Annotated in this window: 20 protein-coding genes; 4 read left to right on the top strand and 16 right to left on the bottom strand. The window is 37.8% G+C overall.

What is annotated here, in order from left to right; genetic code table 11:
* Window positions 1–224 precede the first annotated feature (224 nt).
* The gene (locus PAN07_RS11855) at window positions 225–1,334 is read right to left on the bottom strand and encodes an AI-2E family transporter (RefSeq protein ID WP_269797986.1); all 1,110 of its coding nucleotides are present in this window, start codon (window positions 1,332–1,334) and stop codon (window positions 225–227) included.
* A gap of 102 nt (window positions 1,335–1,436) precedes the next feature.
* Between PAN07_RS11855 and pbp3 the strand changes: the two genes are divergently transcribed.
* On the top strand, window positions 1,437–2,678 hold the full coding sequence (pbp3, locus tag PAN07_RS11860) for a D-alanyl-D-alanine carboxypeptidase PBP3 (protein ID WP_269797987.1): 1,242 nt from the start codon (window positions 1,437–1,439) through the stop codon (window positions 2,676–2,678).
* 189 nt (window positions 2,679–2,867) lie between these two features.
* On the opposite strand, the gene sdbB is transcribed toward pbp3, so the two are convergent.
* The 12 genes from sdbB to PAN07_RS11920 all read right to left on the bottom strand — a co-directional run bounded on the left by sdbB (window position 2,868) and on the right by PAN07_RS11920 (window position 13,111).
* On the bottom strand, window positions 2,868–3,434 hold the full coding sequence (gene sdbB, locus PAN07_RS11865) for a thiol-disulfide oxidoreductase-associated lipoprotein SdbB (protein ID WP_049493461.1): 567 nt from the start codon (window positions 3,432–3,434) through the stop codon (window positions 2,868–2,870).
* An 11-nt stretch (window positions 3,435–3,445) separates the two neighbouring features.
* Window positions 3,446–4,153, bottom strand: a complete 708-nt coding sequence (ccdA2, locus tag PAN07_RS11870; RefSeq protein WP_045606863.1) for a thiol-disulfide oxidoreductase-associated membrane protein CcdA2 — start codon at window positions 4,151–4,153, stop codon at window positions 3,446–3,448.
* Window positions 4,154–4,349: 196 nt separating this feature from the next.
* Complete coding sequence (locus tag PAN07_RS11875) at window positions 4,350–4,769, bottom strand: F0F1 ATP synthase subunit epsilon (protein WP_049493458.1); 420 nt, start codon at window positions 4,767–4,769, stop codon at window positions 4,350–4,352.
* Between the two features lie 10 nt (window positions 4,770–4,779).
* The gene (atpD, locus tag PAN07_RS11880; protein ID WP_000094357.1) at window positions 4,780–6,186 is read right to left on the bottom strand and encodes a F0F1 ATP synthase subunit beta; all 1,407 of its coding nucleotides are present in this window, start codon (window positions 6,184–6,186) and stop codon (window positions 4,780–4,782) included.
* 85 nt (window positions 6,187–6,271) lie between these two features.
* Entirely contained in the window at window positions 6,272–7,150 is an 879-nt protein-coding gene (locus PAN07_RS11885) for a F0F1 ATP synthase subunit gamma (RefSeq protein ID WP_000301224.1), read from the bottom strand.
* Between the two features lie 15 nt (window positions 7,151–7,165).
* Window positions 7,166–8,671: a F0F1 ATP synthase subunit alpha gene (atpA, locus tag PAN07_RS11890; protein WP_000996629.1), complete on the bottom strand. Its 1,506-nt coding sequence runs from the start codon at window positions 8,669–8,671 to the stop codon at window positions 7,166–7,168.
* A gap of 14 nt (window positions 8,672–8,685) precedes the next feature.
* Window positions 8,686–9,222 carry a F0F1 ATP synthase subunit delta gene (locus tag PAN07_RS11895; RefSeq protein ID WP_049551105.1) on the bottom strand — a complete coding sequence of 179 codons (537 nt, stop codon included), beginning with the start codon at window positions 9,220–9,222 and terminating at the stop codon, window positions 8,686–8,688.
* A complete protein-coding gene (atpF, locus tag PAN07_RS11900; protein WP_001103468.1) occupies window positions 9,222–9,716 on the bottom strand; it encodes a F0F1 ATP synthase subunit B in 495 nt (164 codons plus the stop codon). The genes PAN07_RS11895 and atpF overlap by 1 nt, the downstream gene beginning before the upstream one ends.
* Before the next feature lie 13 nt (window positions 9,717–9,729).
* Window positions 9,730–10,440 carry a F0F1 ATP synthase subunit A gene (gene atpB, locus PAN07_RS11905; protein WP_000392870.1) on the bottom strand — a complete coding sequence of 237 codons (711 nt, stop codon included), beginning with the start codon at window positions 10,438–10,440 and terminating at the stop codon, window positions 9,730–9,732.
* Between the two features lie 33 nt (window positions 10,441–10,473).
* Window positions 10,474–10,674, bottom strand: a complete 201-nt coding sequence (locus PAN07_RS11910) for a F0F1 ATP synthase subunit C (protein ID WP_001054558.1) — start codon at window positions 10,672–10,674, stop codon at window positions 10,474–10,476.
* 314 nt (window positions 10,675–10,988) lie between these two features.
* Window positions 10,989–12,275 (bottom strand): U32 family peptidase, encoded by a 1,287-nt coding sequence (locus PAN07_RS11915; protein ID WP_000169065.1) that lies wholly within the window; start codon window positions 12,273–12,275, stop codon window positions 10,989–10,991.
* 137 nt (window positions 12,276–12,412) lie between these two features.
* Window positions 12,413–13,111: a GntR family transcriptional regulator gene (locus PAN07_RS11920; protein ID WP_084862361.1), complete on the bottom strand. Its 699-nt coding sequence runs from the start codon at window positions 13,109–13,111 to the stop codon at window positions 12,413–12,415.
* A gap of 141 nt (window positions 13,112–13,252) precedes the next feature.
* Between PAN07_RS11920 and guaA the strand changes: the two genes are divergently transcribed.
* Window positions 13,253–14,815 (top strand): glutamine-hydrolyzing GMP synthase, encoded by a 1,563-nt coding sequence (guaA, locus tag PAN07_RS11925; protein ID WP_084862363.1) that lies wholly within the window; start codon window positions 13,253–13,255, stop codon window positions 14,813–14,815.
* Between the two features lie 81 nt (window positions 14,816–14,896).
* Here the strand turns inward: guaA and PAN07_RS11930 are convergent, their stop codons facing one another.
* The 3 genes from PAN07_RS11930 to PAN07_RS11940 form a co-directional block, all read right to left on the bottom strand.
* The gene (locus PAN07_RS11930) at window positions 14,897–15,136 is read right to left on the bottom strand and encodes a hypothetical protein (RefSeq protein WP_084862365.1); all 240 of its coding nucleotides are present in this window, start codon (window positions 15,134–15,136) and stop codon (window positions 14,897–14,899) included.
* A gap of 3 nt (window positions 15,137–15,139) precedes the next feature.
* The gene (locus PAN07_RS11935; protein WP_239822191.1) at window positions 15,140–15,592 is read right to left on the bottom strand and encodes a hypothetical protein; all 453 of its coding nucleotides are present in this window, start codon (window positions 15,590–15,592) and stop codon (window positions 15,140–15,142) included.
* A gap of 120 nt (window positions 15,593–15,712) precedes the next feature.
* Window positions 15,713–16,705 (bottom strand): hypothetical protein, encoded by a 993-nt coding sequence (locus tag PAN07_RS11940; RefSeq protein ID WP_265471061.1) that lies wholly within the window; start codon window positions 16,703–16,705, stop codon window positions 15,713–15,715.
* A gap of 657 nt (window positions 16,706–17,362) precedes the next feature.
* Here PAN07_RS11940 and PAN07_RS11945 point away from each other — a divergent pair.
* Window positions 17,363–18,136, top strand: coding sequence for an ABC transporter ATP-binding protein (locus PAN07_RS11945; protein WP_049511084.1), 774 nt, complete (start codon window positions 17,363–17,365; stop codon window positions 18,134–18,136).
* Window positions 18,126–20,180 (top strand): FtsX-like permease family protein, encoded by a 2,055-nt coding sequence (locus PAN07_RS11950; protein ID WP_269797988.1) that lies wholly within the window; start codon window positions 18,126–18,128, stop codon window positions 20,178–20,180. Before PAN07_RS11945 ends, PAN07_RS11950 begins: the two co-directional genes overlap by 11 nt.
* Window positions 20,181–20,183: the final 3 nt, after the last annotated feature.

Raw genomic sequence — 20,183 nt, forward strand, 5'->3', positions numbered from 1 at the left:
GTATTTTTCTTTTGCCATTTGAGTAAAAGCCTCCAATAAAATATATTTTATAGATAGACAGTAGGCAATACAGTCTAACTTTCCTTACTATTTTATCAAATTTCAGCTAAATTGCAAGTGTTTTACAAAGTTTTTGTGAATTATTCTTAATCTACTAATCTAAACGGTATTTCTACTCCCATCACTTCTTTAATGAAAAAGAAAAATCAGGAATTTCCTGATTTTTACTTAGCTAATTCTCTTTCTCGTTCTTTCATTATTTTATGATTTTCATACAAACGTGATAAAAACTTAGAAATTTCTTTTAAGATAGAATAGGTTGGTACTGCGACAATCATGCCAATGACACCATAGATATTACTTGATAACAAAAGTAATACTAAAATCGTAATTGGATGAACCTTCATCACTCCACCAACGATTCGAGGGTAAAGGATGTTCCCATCTACTTGTTGAATAATCAACATATAAACAACTGCAATCAGCATTCTATGAGGATCAGTAAAGACATTGGCGATAATCATCGGAATCAAACCAATACTTGGTCCAACATAAGGAATGAGATTGGCCAATCCTGAAAAGATGGCAAAGACCAAAGCGTATTTCAAACCAATCACGCTATATCCGATAAAGGCCAAACAACCAATAATAATCGCATCAATAGCAACTCCACTAATATATCGAGCAATTGTAGTATTCAAATTTTTTAAAAGACCTGTAATATGCAACTTATCTCGCTTTAAAACAGTACGCTCAAGCATCGGCAAGAATTTGTGGCCATCTAACAAAAAATAAATTAAAAATACAGGTGTCATGATAATAATCAAAACAGTACTAAAGAGCGCAGATAAGACACTTCCAACACTATTCGTTACACTATTTAGGATATTCTGTAGAATATCTACATAAGAGAGATTTAACTGTTGAATAGTCGCTTGAATATCTAAATTTTGAAAGTCTGGATAAGTGGATAAATCGATAATCAAATCTTGCAGACGACTGTAGATTGTCTGACTTGTAGCAATCAAACTTGTCAGCTGATTAATCAAAATCGGTAAGAGATAGACGACCCCAATAACTAGCCCACAAACCAAGGCGCACAAGGTTAGTAGAATACCAATGATACGGTTAATTTTGAAATACTTTTGTAAAAAATTTACAATAGGATTGGTCAAATAATATAAAAAACCACCTAAAAGAAAGGGAATCATTATAGTGTTTGCGACACTTACAAAAGGCGTTATAATCCCACCCATCTGTCTCCATAAATAAAAGATGATGGTTAATAGTAAAATCTCACTGGTCCAAAAAAATAATTTATTCTTACGAAACATGAAGTACCTCCATTCATCTATTTTACCACACTTTCAAAAAAGCTTCTTTCTTATATCATGAAACTGGGAATATTTTTTTCTTTATGATAGAATAAACTTACTATGAAAAAAATAATTTTAACTCTCCTAAGCCTTTCCGTTATTGGGGCAGCATCTACTGTTGATGCTCAAGATTTTAATATTGCTGCTAAACATGCAATTGCTGTTGAGGCAAATACCGGTAAAATTCTCTATGAGAAAGATGCAACCCAGCCAGTTGAAATTGCTTCGATCACAAAATTGATTACTGTTTATCTTGTCTATGAAGCCTTGGAAAACGGTAGTATTACACTATCAACTCCGGTAGATATCTCTGATTATCCATACAAATTAACGACAAATTCTGAAGCAAGTAACGTTCCTATGGAAGCTCGTAATTATACCGTTGAACAGCTACTTGAAGCAACACTGGTATCTAGTGCCAACAGTGCAGCTATCGCCCTAGCTGAGAAAATTGCTGGCTCAGAAAAAGATTTCGTCGATATGATGCGGGCAAAACTCTTGGAATGGGGAATTCAGGATGCCACTGTTGTTAATACAACAGGTCTTAACAATGAGACTCTAGGGGATAACATTTACCCGGGCTCTAAAAAAGATGATGAAAATAAGCTCAGTGCTTATGATGTCGCTATCGTTGCTCGCAACCTCATCAAAAAATACCCACAAGTCTTAGAAATCACTAAAAAACCTTCATCTACTTTTGCTGGGATGACAATCACTTCTACCAACTACATGTTAGAAGGCATGCCTGCTTATCGCGGTGGTTTTGATGGCCTTAAGACAGGAACAACAGACAAAGCTGGAGAATCTTTTGTTGGTACTACTGTCGAAAAAGGGATGAGGGTTATCACAGTTGTTTTGAATGCAGATCATCAAGACAATAATCCTTACGCTCGCTTCACAGCTACATCTTCACTAATGGATTATATCTCTTCTACATTCACACTTCGTAAAATCGTTCAGAAAGGTGATGCTTATCAAGATAGCAAAGCCCCTGTACAAGACGGAAAAGAAGATACAGTCACTGCTGTTGCTAAAGATGATATTTCTCTAATTGAACGTATTGGGAATCAATCTTCTCAATCTGTTCAATTCACACCTGATTCTAAGGCAATTCCAGCACCACTTGAAGCCGGAACAGTGGTTGGACATTTGACTTATGAAGACTCAGACTTGATTGGTCAAGGTTACATCACCACAGAACGTCCTAGTTTTGAAATGGTAGCAGAAAAGAAAGTAGAAAAAGCCTTCTTCTTAAAAGTTTGGTGGAATCAGTTTATCCGCTTTATCAACGAGAAGCTATGATATAATAAACTTCTTAAAGCTAAAAAATAAATATTATGTTTAAAGAAAAAAAAGGGGAATCTGTATAATACAGAACTCCCTTCTTTTTTAAACTTAATTTATTGATAGCAAAAATCCCCTAAATCTTAGATTAATACTATCTAAAATCTAGGGGATTGATTGTATAAATACTATTTTAAAATCTTGATTCTAGTTCATTTCTTTAAAGGCTGCTTCTGCATCCTCGTTGCTGATGACACCAAATTGAATCTTTCCAATCTTTCCTTGACTATCAATCAGGTATTCTGTAGGAATGCTTCGAATTTGATAAGCTTGGAAGGTGGTTCCTTTTGTGTCATAAAGTACTGGGATATCTTTATATCCTTGATCTTGGAACCATTGTGGAAATTGCTCGACAGTTTTTTCACCTTGAATTCCTGGTGCAATGACACTAAGAATTTCAAAATCACGATCTGGTTTCGCTGCTAATTCCATCAACTCAGGCATACTTTTCTTACATGGACCACACCATGAAGCCCAAAACTTCAAGTAGACTTTTTTCCCCTTATAATCAGATAACTTAACTTCTTTACCATCCATAGATTGCAAGGTGAAGTCTGGAGCATCTTTTCCAACAGCAATTTGTTGTACAGGCGTTTGTTGCTGTTGTTTTGGGGATTGTTCTGGTGCTTGAGTCTTTTTAGTCTCTTCCTCGCCACAGGCCATCAATACAACTAGTGACAAGAGGCTTAAGCCAGCAAACATTACTTTTTTCATCTTTTTCTCCTTTATTCAAAAATACCAGCTAGAACATTTACTTGTCCTAATAGTAACAAAATTCCCATTAAAATAATGAGGAAACCACCAATTTTCTTCAGTAGCATCATATGACGCTTGATTTTACTAAAATAAGGCATTACTACACCTGAAGCTAGAGCCAAAAGCAAGAAAGGAATTGCCATCCCCAGAGTGTAAATCAAGGTATAGATTGCACCTTGCCAAGCGCCATTTCCTCCAGAAGCCGCAAGCGCTAAAACAGAACTCAAAACAGGACCAATACAAGGCGTCCAACCAAAGCTAAAGGTAATACCGAGTAAAAAGGCCGACCAATAACGATTGGCTTCTGATTTCTTAAAAGTAAAGCTTTTTTGAACCTCTAATTTCTTAAAATGAAAAATTTCCATCTGGTGAAGGCCTAAAATGATAATAATTGTTCCCATGGTATAGCGAAACCAATTGGCATAGAGAATGTTACCAAAGTAACCAGCACCGAATCCTAGAATAAAGAAAATGAGTGAAATGCCTGCGATAAAGCAAAGAGTTCGAATCAGACCTGACCAGGCAACCTTTCTCCCAAACAAAGAAAAACTTTTTGCGCTTTCTTGATCATCCAATAAAATTCCAGTATAAACAGGTAACAGAGGGAAAATACAAGGTGAAAAGAAGGACAAAATTCCTGCTAAAAAAACGGAGATTGAAAATACTATCGTTTCCAATAAAAAACCAACTTTCTTAATAATTCTAATCCTATTTTACTATAATCAATTTCATTTGTATGATTTCTGCTACGCAAATTGAACTATGCAATCTTTTAATTATCTTTTATATCTCTAGACAATTCTAATTTTGCATCAGTTTTGCTCCCTAAGAAAACATAAAAAATGAACTTGGTAACTCAAGTTCATTTTTTTCTTATAGTCTATTTCCGACATTAATACGGTTAATGGCACGTTGCAGTGCAATCTTCGCACGACGTTCTTGGTCAATCAAGTGTTTGTCGTGTGCTTCTTCAATTTCACGCTCTGCTCGAAGTTTGGCACGTTCTGCACGACTAACGTCGATATCACGAGCACGTTCTGCAGAGTCAGCAACAATTGTGACAACGCCATTGGCAACTTCGATAACGCCCCCGTTCACTGCAATCCAGTTCACGTGATTTTCATCATCTACACGTTTAACCTTAACCTCATCAACTGCTAAAACTGCAATCATATTTTCATGTCGTGGCAAGATTCCCATCTCACCATCCAGAGTTCGAACTGATACAAAGCTGGCATGGTGATCATAGACGAGACCATCTGGTGTCACGATCTGGACAGTTAACTGAGCCATAGATCACCTCTTAAAATCCCATTTTTTCAGCTTTTGCAATCACATCTTCGATAGAACCTACACCACGGAAGGCATCTTCTGGCAAGTGGTCGTGTTTACCATCAAGTATTTCCTTAAAGCCACGAACAGTTTCAGCAACTGGAACATAAGAACCTGGCTGACCAGTAAATTGTTCCGCAACGTTGAAGTTTTGTGACAAGAAGAACTGGATACGACGGGCACGAGCAACCAAGGTCTTTTCTTCATCAGAAAGCTCATCCATACCAAGGATAGCAATGATATCTTGCAATTCATGGTAACGTTGAAGAACGCGTTTTACTTCAGCAGCAACTGCATAGTGCTCTTCTCCAACAATTTCAGGTGCCAAGGCACGTGAGCTTGAAGCAAGTGGGTCAACGGCTGGGTAGATACCCAATTGTACCAACTTACGTTCCAAGTTAGTTGTTGAGTCCAAGTGAGCGAAGGCTGTTGCTGGCGCTGGGTCAGTATAGTCATCCGCTGGCACATAGATAGCCTGAATAGAGGTTACAGAACCCTTCTTAGTTGATGTGATACGCTCTTGCAATTGACCCATTTCTGTAGCAAGTGTTGGTTGGTAACCAACGGCTGATGGCATACGACCCAAAAGGGCAGATACTTCTGAACCAGCCTGAGTGAAACGGAAGATATTATCGATAAAGAGAAGCACGTCTTGGCCTTCAACATCACGGAAATATTCAGCAATTGTCAAACCAGTAAGAGCAACACGCATACGTGCTCCTGGTGGCTCATTCATCTGACCAAATACCATGGCTGTCTTCTCGATAACGCCTGATTCTTTCATTTCCCAGTAAAGGTCATTACCCTCACGAGTACGTTCCCCAACACCGGTAAATACTGAAATACCACCGTGTTCTTGGGCAATGTTGTGAATCAATTCTTGGATTAAGACGGTTTTACCAACTCCGGCACCACCGAAAAGTCCAACCTTACCACCTTTAAGGTAAGGGGCAAGAAGGTCGATAACCTTAATCCCTGTTTCAAGGATTTCAGAAGAGGTAGACAACTCATCAAAAGTTGGAGCTTTTTTATGAATTGGCTGACGCTCTGCATCTTCTGTAAAAGGAGCTTCCAAGTCAATGGTATCTCCCAAAACATTGAAGACACGTCCCAAAGTTTCTTTACCTACTGGTACAGAGATTGGACGACCTGTGTCCAATACTTCCATTCCACGAGTCAAACCATCTGTTGATTCCATGGCGATAGTACGGACCATACCATCTCCCAACTCCAAGGCTACTTCAAGGACGATTTTTGTTTTTCTTTCGTCATTTTTGTAGACGACAAGTGCATTGTTAATCTCAGGAAGTTTTTCCCCTGCTGCAAACAAGACGTCTACAACGGGACCGATAACCTGAGCAATTTTACCTGAACTCATCTCCTTCTCCTATTCTATATAAGATACTGTCGGTCCCTAGCTTAACTAGGTCCTAAGTTCATTTTCATACGAGCTGGACTAGTGCCTATTCTAAGGCACTAGCTCCTGCTACGATTTCTGTAATTTCTTGTGTAATCGCCGCCTGTCTGGCACGGTTATACTGAATTGTCAAATCATTAATGACTTTCTTAGCATTATCTGTCGCTGTTTGCATGGCTGTCATACCAGCAGCATTTTCAGCTGTCTTAGCATCGATAATAGCACCATAAATCATACTTTCTGCAAATTGAGGCAACAACTGCTCCAAAATTTCTTCTCGACTAGTTTCCAACTCAAAGGTCAAACTGTAACTGTCATCCGCTTCATTTGGATCCAAGTCAACAATTGGAAGCATTTGCTCCACACGCATTTGACTGGTTAGCGTATTGACATGGTGGTTATAGCAGACATAGAGTTCATCAAAAAGTTCATTTTGGTACATTTCAACAGTTTTTGAAATAATCTTACGAACTTCATCAAAGCTTGGTTGATCTGCCAAGCCACGTAGTTCATAAAGTGGTTGAATACCACGAGCTTTAAAGAAATCAGCTCCCATTCCACCAATACAGATCATTTCAAAACCTTTACCGTCTGGATGGTATTCTTCTTTCAGCTCCATAACGGCTTTCAAAATAGAAGAATTATAACCTCCAACCAAACCTCGGTCTGATGTAATGACGATATAGCCTGTCTTCTTAACTGGACGGCTAATCAACATCGGATTGGTTGAACTACCAGCTCCATTCCCATGAAGAATATCCGTCAAAAGTTTACGAACTTTCTGAGCATAAACTTGGAAGTTGCGAGCAGCTTCTTCAGAACGACCTAGCTTAGCAGCTGATACCATCTGCATGGCATTTGTGATTTGACTAGTATTTTTTGTTGAGGCGATTTTTGTTTTAATATCATTTAGAGATACTGCCATCTGACACCTCTATTCTTATTGGAAGCTGGTTTGATTGAGAAACTCTGTAATCGCAGCATCCAAGACTGCTTCTTCTGGCAAGTCTTTTGTATCACGAATGGTTTCCAAAATCTCTGGATGTTGAGCATCAAAGAAGGCATGGAACTCTTCCTCGAAACGAACAATATCATCTACTGGAACAGTATCCAAGAAACCATGTGTCAAAGCATAGAGAATGGTTACTTGTTTCTCAACAGGTAATGGTTTGTGAACAGGTTGTTTCAAAACTTCCACTGTACGACGTCCACGGTTCAACTTAGCCTGTGTCGCCGCATCTAAGTCAGAACCAAACTTAGTGAAGGCTTCCAACTCACGGTATGAAGCAAGGTCGATACGAAGTGTACCAGCAACCTTCTTCATGGCTTTGATTTGTGCAGAACCACCTACACGCGATACAGAAGAACCCGCATCGATGGCTGGACGAATACCTGCATTGAAGAGACCATCACCAAGGAAGATTTGTCCATCAGTGATTGAAATCACGTTGGTTGCGATATAGGCAGAGATATCTCCTGCTTGTGTCTCGATAAACGGTAGGGCTGTAATAGATCCACCACCAAGTTCATCAGAAACTTTAGCTGAGCGCTCAAGCAAACGGCTGTGAAGGTAGAAAACATCCCCTGGGAAAGCTTCACGACCTGGAGGACGACGAAGCAAGAGAGAGAGTTCACGATAAGCTACCGCTTGTTTTGATAAATCATCATAAACGATCAAAACATGCTTACCTTGGTACATAAATTCTTCCGCCATGGCAACCCCAGCATAAGGAGCTAGGAAAAGCAATGGAGATGGTTGTGAAGCAGAGGCAGTCACAACGATTGTGTAGTCCAAGGCACCGTACTGACGTAGTGTTTCTACTTGCGTACGAACTGTTGATTCTTTTTGTCCAATCGCAACATAGATACAGATCATATCTTGACCTTTTTGGTTCAAGATTGTATCAATTGCAATGGTTGTTTTCCCTGTCTGACGGTCACCGATAATCAACTCACGTTGACCACGACCAATCGGTACAAGGGCGTCGATAGCTTTCAAACCAGTTTGCAATGGTTCTGATACAGACTTACGTTGCATAACACCAGGAGCTGGCGCTTCTACTGGACGAGTTTTATCAGTGTGGATTTCTCCAAGACCATCAACTGGACGACCAAGCGGATCCACAACACGTCCAATCAGACTTTCACCTACTGGGACTTCCATGATTTTCCCTGTACGGCGGATTGTATCGCCTTCACGGATATCTGTAAAGTCACCTAGGATGATAATACCAACATCTGTTGACTCCAAGTTTTGAGCCATACCATAAGAGCCGTTTTCAAAAATCAACAACTCTCCACTCATGGCATTTTCAAGGCCATGAGCACGCGCGATACCGTCCCCGATATAGGTTACAACACCTGTTTCAGTCACATCAAAATTGGGTTTGAAATTTTCAATTTGTTGCTTAATTAAAGCGCTGATTTCTTGTGCGTTAATTGCCAAAAGAACACCACTTTCTATTTCAAATTTTCTTTAACAACTTTAAGTTGTTGTTTAATACTCACATCAATTGTCTTGTGATTGGCAAAAATGACAAAACCACCAATAAGACTTTCATCGATTTGTTCTTTTACACTCCTTACTTTGAGAGACATTTTTTTCTCAATCAAAGGGAGCAAGCGACTCTTCTGTTCATCTGTTAAAGGATGAGCTGACGTAATCGTCACTTCAAATCGATTTGTTTCTTTTTCAAGTCGGTTCAAACAATCTACAAGAATATCATAAAAAAGATTTGCTCTGTGATTGTAGATAAGAACCTGGATAAAGTTTTGCAATAAAGGTGACACTGAGTCTTGGAAGAAAGAAATCGTTTTTTCCTTGTCAGACTCGTCTACTGCCACTTTTTTTAAAAAAGAAGGTAAACCTGTTTCTTCAGCAACTTGCTTGATTTGAGCTAAGTCTGAAAAGATACGGTCTTCTTCTCCTTTTTCTAAAACCAATTGGACAAAAGGCATGCTGTATTTTTCAATTACCTTTACTGTTTTCTTGTCCATTAAGCTTCTCCTAACTGATCGATATACTGATCAATGAGTTCTTTATGGGCATGACCGTCAAGGTTTTGTGAGATGATTTTACCAGCCAAGCTGATTGTCAAATCTGCTACCTCACCCTTAACACTTTGTAAAGCTTCAGCTTTATTTTGAGCAATTTCTTGGTTCGCTTTTTCTTTCAAGCGTCCTGCTTCTAGCTTAGCATCTGCTAAAATACTAGCTTTGCTTTTCTCAGCTGTTTCTTTCGCATTCTCAATGATTGTCTTAGCTTCTTTACGGCTACCAGCCAATTCATCTTCGCGTTTTTGAGCCAATACTTCTGCTTTTTGACGTGCTTGTTCAGCTCCGTCAATATCTGCTGCAATTTTTTCTGCTCTTTGTTCGAAAATGCTAGTCAAATTTGACCAAGCGTATTTCTTAACCAAGACTAGCAAGAGAATAAAGGAACCAGCGATTAGTATAAAATCACCAAGTAATTCACCTACTGTTACATTCATAAACTACTCCTTTCTATTCTTCATCATTAATTTTATTTCCTAGGTACATTGAAGATAACAATGTAAATACATATGCTTGTACACAAGAAATAAAAACAGAAAATGCAGTCCAGATTAGATTTGTTCCAAAAGCAATAGGATACCAATAGAAGGCCTGATGAGAAAGTAGGACTAACATACTTGCCATCACTTCCCCTGCAAAGATATTACCAAAGACCCGCAATGCAAGTGAAAGGAGATTGGTAACTTCTTCCAAAAGATTCATTGGTGTCATAAAACCTGGTGTTACAAATGCTTTTAAATACTTTTTGATTCCACGACGACGAATTCCTTCTACGTGTGTCATTAAGATAATTGTAAAAGACAAGACCAAGTCAAATGACAAATTTGCTGTTGGTGAGGTCCAAAGATTTACACCATCTGTAGTCTGAATTCTAGCCATTAAGCCAATATTATTTGCAATGGCCATAAATAGGAATAAACAGAAATAAAAGAGAGAATAATCCTTTATCATTGGACCAAGGTTTGATTTTGTAAATCCAACAACAAAATCAAATAAATACTCTAATACATTTTGTTTTCCTGTGGGTCTCAAAGTCATATTTCGAGTTGCCCAATAAATAAAGCCAAAAATAAGTGCTACAGTCAACAAAGTCAAAACTACTATGGTTAAATTAAAGGTAACAGGACCAATATTGATGGTTGGATTAATACTTTCTTCCATCTAAAATCCTCCCTTTTTCAATTTATACTTCTTTTATTTGATGATAAATGAAAAGACAAGAGTAACGAAGAAAGTACCTTCAATAAAGGCAACCCCTAGGATCATCAAACTACGTAGTTCTGAGATGATATCTGGTTGGCGAGCAACTGATTTCAACAAACCGTTCATCAACAAACCTTCACCAAGAGATACACCCATACAGGCAAGACATAGACCGAAAAATGTTAAATTCATGACGAATTCTCCTTTTAATTAAAATTTACTTACTTAGTTTAGTCCTAAAAATTGGATTTGTCAACTTTTTACTAACATTGAAAGCGTTTAATGAAAATTATTTACAATTTTACTATTTTTAAGTCTATTATATAGAAAATTTTGGAAAAAACTTGTAATAAATCCGTCTATTATCTAGGTCTTTCTGAAAAATAATGAAAAAATCCGAGATGAAATCTCGGATGGAAATTAATATATTTTTTTAACCTAATGTTCTTTTAGTAAATAGGATTAAAGGGAAAGCAACTAGAAAGCTTTCGTCCCCTACATATTTATTAAGCACGAACTGTGACGCTGGTTCCATCTTCCTTATAAAGATTGATGAGACCTTCTTTGAGAGCTCGAACCATGTCTCCAGCTTGAACAGGTTGTGGAACCTTGATAGTCAAGAGTTCCATTGGATTAGGAGCACGATCGATTTTATTTCCTTTGGCATCATGTAAATCTTCGATATACGTTTCAAAATGACGGAAACCTGGGCCATAAAACTCAACTTGGTCGCCTTCGTTAATGACATTCCGTTGACGAATAGTTGCTGTTTGTGTCGCATCATCATAAGAAACTACTTCAGCGACAAACTTATACTCAGGAATTTTACGACGAGCACCAAACAACTGCTCATTTTCAGATGGTGTACCGTAATAGAAACCTGTTGCTAATTCACGTTGGGCAACCTTCCACATCTCATCAATCAAGTCTTGCTTGATAGCTTCAAACTTCTCTGGACTCTCTAGATAAGCATCAACAGCAGCCTTATAACAGTTAGTTACTGTTGAAACATAGTGAATAGACTTCATGCGTCCTTCGATTTTTAGACTGTCCACACCATTTTCAATCATATCTGGGATATGGTCAATCATGGACATGTCAACAGCTGACATTGAAAATTCTTCTGGGATTTCCCCTTTCAAGCTCTTACGTTCTTTCCCAAATGGCATATCATAAAGATCATACTTCCAACGGCAAGACTGAGAGCAACCACCACGGTTAGCATCACGCATACTCATGTGGTTTGAAAGAGTACAACGACCAGAGTAAGAAATACACATGGCTCCGTGGACAAAGGCTTCAATCTCAACATCTGTACGTTTGCGGATTTCAGCTAATTCTTCCATCGAAACCTCACGCGCCAAAACGACACGAGTCAAGCCCAGTTCTTTCCAGAACTCAAGGGTTTCATAGTTGGTGGCACTTGCTTGGGTAGAGAGGTGGATTTCAAGACCTGGTGCTTCAGTCGCTGCAATCATAATCAAGGCTGGGTCAGATACGATAACTGCTGCAATCCCGATATCACGCAGTTTACGGAACCACTCACCAGCACCAGCTTCATTTCCTTCGTGCATAACCATGTTGGCAGCCACATAAACCTTAGCACCATACTTGGCCGCAAACTGGACACCTTCTTCCATCTGTTCAAAGGTAAAGTTTCCTGCACGGCTACGAAGACCATAGGCCTGACCACCGATAAAGACAGCATCTGCACCATACTGAACAGCTACTTTTAGCTTCTCTAAAGTCCCTGCAGGTGATAAAACCTCAGGACGTTTTAATGTTTTTGTCATGTTTTCTCCTATTTGCAATATAAAAGTTTGACGTTTTTCCTTCTCATTTTATAGTAAATAAGCGATAAAATCAAGCCTAGACAGATTGTTTTGACAATTCTAATCTTTTAAGAAAGAAAAAAACTAGCCTTTCTAGACTAGTTGTTCTCAAGATAAAATTCAAAACGTTCGCCTACATACTGACTTTTTACGTATTCAAATGCAGTACCATCTTCTAGGTAGGAAATCTGAGTCAAACCAAGAATAGCATGTCCTCTTTCAACTTCCAAATAGTGAGCAATCTTTTCTTTAGCTAGGCGAGCATAGACGGTCTGCTGTGATTTGCCAATACGGTAGCCATGTTTTTGCAAGGTCTGGAAGAAATGACTAGTGATTTCTTCTTTTTTAAAGTCCTTAATGAATTTTTCAGGAATAGAAGCAACTTCATAAACTAGAGGAACTTGGTCGGCATAGCGGACCCGTTCCATTCGGATAATATTCTCCGTTGGAGAAATTCCTAGCTTGGCAACTTCCTGCTCATTGGGAATGGTTTTTCTGTAGGAAATGAGCTGGCTAGAGGGTACTTTACCTTGAGACTTAACAATTTCAGTAAAACTGGTTGTCCCTCGCATCTTTTCTTGTACCCGAGTACTAGAAACAAAGGTGCCACTTCCTACGCGGCGCTCTAAGACACCTTCTTCAACTAATAGAGATACAGCTTGGCGGAGGGTCATGCGACTGACCTCAAACTGCTCTGCTAAATCTCGTTCACTAGGAAGCCTCTCCCCAATAGCCCAACGGTGATCGTCAATATCCTTTTTAATCTGATCATGGATTTTCATATAAGCAGGTAGCATATTTTTCACTTCATTTCTATCTTTTCTCTATTGTACCCCAATAAACTAGAAAAAGTCAAACTTCGCCTTGTTTAGTTGGTAATTCGCCCTTATTTGTGATAGAATATTGAAAAAAGATATTTCTTTTGAGAAAGGAAAAAGATGAGCAACATTTCAACTGATTTGCAAGATGTAGAAAAAATCATCGTATTGGACTATGGTAGCCAATACAACCAGCTGATTTCACGCCGTATCCGTGAGATTGGTGTGTTTTCAGAACTAAAAAGTCATAAAATTTCAGCTGCTGAAGTTCGTGAAATCAACCCTGTAGGAATTATCCTTTCAGGTGGTCCAAACTCTGTATATGAAGATGGTTCATTTGATATTGACCCAGAAATTTTCGAACTTGGAATTCCTATTTTGGGAATTTGTTATGGTATGCAGTTATTGACCCATAAACTTGGAGGAAAAGTTGTTCCTGCAGGTGATGCTGGAAATCGTGAATACGGTCAATCAACTCTTACTCACACACCATCAGCTCTTTTTGAATCAACACCAGACGAGCAGACTGTTTTGATGAGCCATGGTGATGCGGTTACTGAGATTCCTTCTGACTTTGTTCGTACAGGTACATCAGCTGACTGCCCATACGCAGCCATCGAAAACCCAGATAAAAACATTTACGGTATCCAATTCCACCCAGAAGTTCGTCATTCTGTGTACGGAAATGATATCCTTCGTAACTTTGCCCTTAACATTTGTAAGGCTAAAGGCGACTGGTCAATGGATAACTTCATTGATATGCAGATCCAAAAAATTCGTGAAACTGTCGGTGATAAACGTGTCCTTCTTGGTCTATCAGGTGGTGTTGACTCATCTGTCGTTGGAGTTCTTCTCCAAAAGGCTATTGGCGATCAATTGATCTGTATTTTCGTAGACCACGGTCTTCTTCGTAAAGGAGAAGCGGACCAAGTTATGGACATGCTTGGTGGTAAGTTTGGTTTGAATATCGTCAAAGCAGACGCTGCAAAACGTTTCCTTGATAAACTTGCTGGCGTTTCTGACCCAGAACAAAAACGTAAAATTATCGGTAATGAGTTTGTCTATGTATTCGATGACGAAGCAAGCAAGCTCAAAGATGTGAAATTCCTTGCTCAAGGTACCTTATACACAGACGTTATCGAGTCTGGTACAGATACAGCTCAAACTATCAAGTCACACCACAACGTGGGTGGTCTTCCAGAAGACATGCAGTTTGAATTGATCGAACCACTCAACACTCTTTATAAGGACGAAGTTCGTGCCCTAGGTACAGAGCTTGGTATGCCAGACCACATCGTATGGCGCCAACCATTCCCAGGACCAGGACTTGCTATCCGTGTCATGGGAGAAATTACTGAAGAAAAACTTGAAACAGTTCGCGAATCAGACGCTATTCTTCGTGAGGAAATTGCCAAAGCTGGCCTTGACCGCGATATCTGGCAATACTTCACAGTTAACACAGGCGTTCGTTCAGTCGGTGTTATGGGTGACGGTCGTACATATGACTACACGATTGCAATCCGTGCAATCACCTCTATCGATGGTATGACTGCTGATTTTGCAAAAATTCCTTGGGAAGTACTTCAAAAGATTTCTGTACGTATCGTAAACGAAGTGGACCACGTTAACCGCATCGTCTACGATATTACAAGTAAACCACCTGCAACAGTTGAGTGGGAATAGAGTTAATAAGTTTAAAAAGCCTTAGAAATATTGATTTCTAAAGCTTTTTATTTTGCATTAACAATATTTTAACAACAAAAACTATTTTTCAGTATTTAAACCTAATATCTTTTTAACCTTTTTGGTAATTTCTATATACATACCTTTCTTAGACTCTCTAACAATTCTAGAATAATCTCCATTATCCTCGCGCAATTCATAAACACGGTAAAAATCATTATTATATTCAAACTCACTAATCAAGTCTATTTCTTTATTTATTATTTCCTCACTACCTAAATTTTCTGAATACTTCCTGAACTCTATTAACCAATTAAACACCTATTAATCAATTTTTAAATGTATCTTACCCTTCACTACATCCGGTATATATTTTGAAGTAATCTCATATTCAATCGTTTGAGGAACATTCTCAAACATTAGTATCGATGGAAATGCCATTGAGGAGTTATGTTTCAAATACTCAATGCCAAATCTTAAAATATCAAATTCTGAATTTGTAAAATTTTTATATATAAATATGTGTTCTAAAGAGTTTTTATAGTTGTATTTTTGATCTTCATAACCAGGTCTCGTAGTATATGCGATAAGTGGATTAATATTAATTCTTTCTATATTTGATGGGATTATTTGAAAATAAGCGTAAGCATCAACTGAGTCACTTTCTTTAATTTTAAATAGAAATTCATCTAATTCAATTCCCTGTATCTCCTCAATTATGTTCTCTCCTGGATAAAGCAAGTTATTATGTTTTAGCAGACAACCTTTTGGTACCATCAGTTTTATATCGATATCTTCATCATATGTTTTACCTAAGTTAGAAACGATTAATTCGACAAATTTAATGTTATCTATGTATGTGAAATATTCAATGTACTCTTTGTAAGATACTATTTCCTAATATAATTTGTTTAATTTAGAAAAGCGTTTCTTTTCCTTGTCAGACCCTATATACGAAGGTCTACTGTTACCAAAAGGAATTTCCACCTGAAATTTATCTTTCCTTAAATTTCCTAAGTGCCAAAAATTTTCATGTAGTTTGATTTGGTTTTCTTTAGCGAAATCATTTATAGTATCTTTGAATTCATCACTAATAACCACAGAATCAGCCATTTTATAAAGAAAATCAACATTCGCATCTTCTTTTGAAGGCATGATCAACTTTTTGGTTTTATCTTCTAATATACCTGATTCTTCAGAAATTACGGTACTGTTTAGTTCATCTATATATTCATTAATCCTACTTTGTTTTTCATTGATAAATTTTGACTCCAGTAAACTAAATTGTTTAGGTAAAACATTTTCGTCAGATAATGTATTTTTATCCCTTATTGTCACAAACGGTTTTATATTTTCGTTTTGATAAGTTTCTTTTTCTGAAATTAATTTTAAAAAATAAAGTGATAGATGATTTGTAAAAAGCCTTTGAAAATCACTCTCGTCATTAACTATAAAAAACATCCCTCTATCTTTATATCTTTCTTTAAATTCTTGCACTTTTTCATATTGCTTAATGTCTATATTAGACGGAATTATCGGAGCTTCTAAAAAGTACATAAAAACTTGTTTATCAGCTGATAGCATCTCCTCAATTTCTTCTTCCGTTCCTGATCCATAATTATCTGTTGCTGTACCAAATCTTGTCCAAAATATAGCAACAGCTGCATCACATTCCCTAACAATTTGCTTATTCAATAATTCCTGTGGTTTATCACCTGATTCAGGAAAACTATCCGTTGACCAATGCTTGATTGATACTTGTATATTATTCAAACTACCATATAGTTTATTAAAATTATCAACAGCTTCCTTAATTAATTGAAGATAGCCAGTAACATCCCCGGGACACGAAATTAATAAATCGTAAATAGTCACTCCTTCTCTTGGCATCAATGTATCCTCCGAAAATTTAATACTATACAAATCTAACCTATTATGATTATAAATCAAAAAAACAATAAAATCAAATTCTCTTACTGTTTTATTGGTTATAAACAATTGGAAATGAATGGTTTTGAACAAAGGTATCTACAACACAAAAGAGTAAATTAGGCTATGTTAATAGCATTTATCCCTTAGCGACTGCTCTTGTAAAAACTTATGGCAATGATGTAAAGCCATATTGGAAAAAAGATGATATTAATAAGGCAACAGAGAAAGCTAGTAATCGTATAGTGAGATTTATCTTTGGATAAAAAATAGTGTAGGCTGAAGAGAATTCTTTAAAACTAGCTTGCTACAATTATTCTTTGTCAGATTTAAATGAAGTAACAATAGAAAATAAGAACGGAAATAGATTTTCCTGTAAGATAATACCGCTGGAGCATGAACTTCAGTGGTATTATTTTTTATGATTTCAATATTAGGAAAATTTCTCAACCTCTACTCCTCTTTTTAAATCCCTGAAAGCATGCTATAATATAGTAAGTATAGTTCCAATAACCTGATTATAAAAGTCAGCGATAAAGATTTCTTACATCATCCGTAAGTGTTATTCTACTCTGATTCATATTATAATGAAAGTAACAAAAAATGGAGGTGTTTCACATGGACACAATTTTACGAGTAGAATCATTAAAAAAGCATTATGGGAAAGAGCCCAATATTACCAAAGCCTTGGATAGCATATCTTTTCAAGTTGTCAAAGGCGAGTTCTTAGGAATTATGGGGAGTAGCGGTTCTGGGAAAACAACCCTTCTTAACTGTCTCGCCACAATCATCAAGCCAACTGACGGTTCCATTCAAATGCAAGAAAAGGATTTAGGTCAGCTAAAAGGGAGCCAATTAGCAGATTATAGAGGCAAGGAAATTGGCTATCTCTTCCAGAATTTTGAGCTCTTGGACAATCTTACAGCCAAAGAAAATATTTTACTTCCCTTGTCTTTGCACAAGGTCGATGCCAACGAAAGCAAGGTTCGATTAGAATTACTTTCCCAATATCTGGATATTTCTGAACTTCTGGATAAGTTCCCTTCTCAATTATCAGGTGGTCAACGGCAAAGGGTAGCTGCTGCGCGCGCCTTAATTTTAGACCCTAAGATTGTATTTGCAGACGAGCCCACAGGGGCTTTGGATTCAAAAAATGCGACCATTTTGATGCAAAAATTATCCGAAATGAATCAAGTGGAAGAAACCACCATTCTCATGGTGACCCACGATTCCGTCGCAGCCAGCTTTTGCAACCGCATCTTGTTTATCCAAGATGGAAAACTATTCCATGAAATCCGTCGCGATTATCCAAGAGAAAGTCAAGAAGACTTCTACCACAGAATACTAAAGGTCATGGCAGCACTAGCTGGAGGTGATGGTAATGTTTTCTAAATTAGTCTCAAGAAATAGCAAGAGAGATCGAAAGAATAATGGCTTGTATTTCAGTTCTATGGTTCTGTCTATTATCTCCTTTTACATCATCCTTTCTTTGACTCATCAAGATGTGATGCACTTTCTAAAACAAATAGAAAGTGACGCTGTAAATAAACTCTTTAGCATGATTCCCATTCTTTATGTAGCAACGCTCTTTATTCTCTTTTTTCTAGTCTACTTCTCAAGCAGTATGCAGATGGAAAGGAGAAAACATGAATTTGGTGTCTATCTCACACTGGGAATGCAAAGAAGCAAACTGTTCTTGCTACTTCTGCTCGAGGATTTGAGAAACAGTGTCCTTGCCCTTGGAATAGGCCTTCCTATTTCCATCTTAATTTCAGAATTGATTAGCCTAATAACCTCTAAAATTGTGGGACTAGGGATTATTGAACATCAATTTTCTCTATCTACCACAGCTCTACTCTATACAGTCATCGGCTTCCTAGCCGTAAAATTAGCTGTTTTTGTCCTTTTAAGTGCAAAGACTGCCAATATGGAAATCGGAAACCTGCTCGCCTATTCTCCTTCTGGGATGAAGAAACTACTCCCCAAGGGGGTGTACCTTCTTGCTTCTGTCCTCGGAATTTTGCTTCTAGGAACAGCCTATTACATGGGTATGAGTGGACGAGCTTGGGAAAATGTCATAACAATGGGCATCACCGTTCTCTTAGGAACTCTGGGAACTATCCTACTCTTCTTTGGTATGCGTTTATTTATAGACTTTTTGGTCAAGCTTGGAAACAATCGAAAACTTCATGCCTATAATTTTAGACAGATTCAGGAATTAGTTATCCAACGCTCAACTATACTGGCTGTCTGCTCCCTCTTAATTTTCTCTGCCTTGTGCCTCTTTGGAGCAGGTGTGGCCATTACAAGCGGCAATCCAGGCAATCAAACCCACGTATTGGATTATACATTTAGAGATAGCAAGCAGGAAACAGATGAAAATCTTGATGTAAATGCAGTTAAAAAAGAGCTTGAAGCTGCCGGACTAGTATCACAGTTTTCAAAGATTCTGCAAATTAAAGTAGGCCAAACTAAAGAACACGAATCCGTGTCCTTTGAAGAGGTCATCAAGGAGTTGAAAAATCAAAAAGACAACAAGAACAAGGAAATTTTGCTCCATAAATTTAAACAGTCTACTAATTCCCACCTCATACCAGTTTCCGAATACAATGAACTTAAAAAGGCTGCCAATCTTCCTCCTCTAGAACTAACTAATAAGGAAGCATATTTGTATATGGGGAAAGATTTTCTGCCAGATGAAAGTCTCGTCAACTCTGTCCTAAAGACAAAGCCTCAAATCAAAGTCATGGGAAATGATGTAAAATTGATTGGCGAGGTGGAGTCTTTGCCAATCGTAACGGATCATGAGATAACCCTCTCTGTCGCTCTCATAGTTCCAGATGAGATTTTTATGAGCTATACAGACGGTCGCTATTCGAACTATGTTAGCGGTATCTTGGCTCCTGAGCTAGTCAAGGAAAAAGGCTTGATGAGAGCTATCTCAGATACCAATGAAAAGCTAAATCAAACCTCTCTTGGCTATGAAAGCTATATACAAAATATGGGAAGACAATTGTTTTACATTATCTCTGCCAGCTATGTCACCATCTATCTGTCTATCATCTTCCTTGTTGTCGCAAATACAATTATCGGCGTTCAGTTTTTGATGGGACAAAGACAATCCTATAGACGATACCAGACCTTAATCCATCTTGGTGCCAACTACGAAACTCTTTGTAAATCGTCAGAAAAGCAAGTCAACTGGTATTTCGGTCTACCAATAGCCCTTGCACTTATCAGTAGTAGCTTCGGAGTGAGCTCCCTCCTCACAGGAATAGTGCCCACTAGCGCAAGAATGGTTATGGGGCAGAGATTTATCACAGCCATGCTGATCGTACTGCTATTAGCTGGCTTTGAAGTCATCTATATCAGAATTGTAAAGAAAAATAGCAACAAGTACTTATTGTCATTAATGGAACCCAAAAGAGATGAATAAGGT

The organism is Streptococcus sp. SM5 (assembly GCF_027497975.1).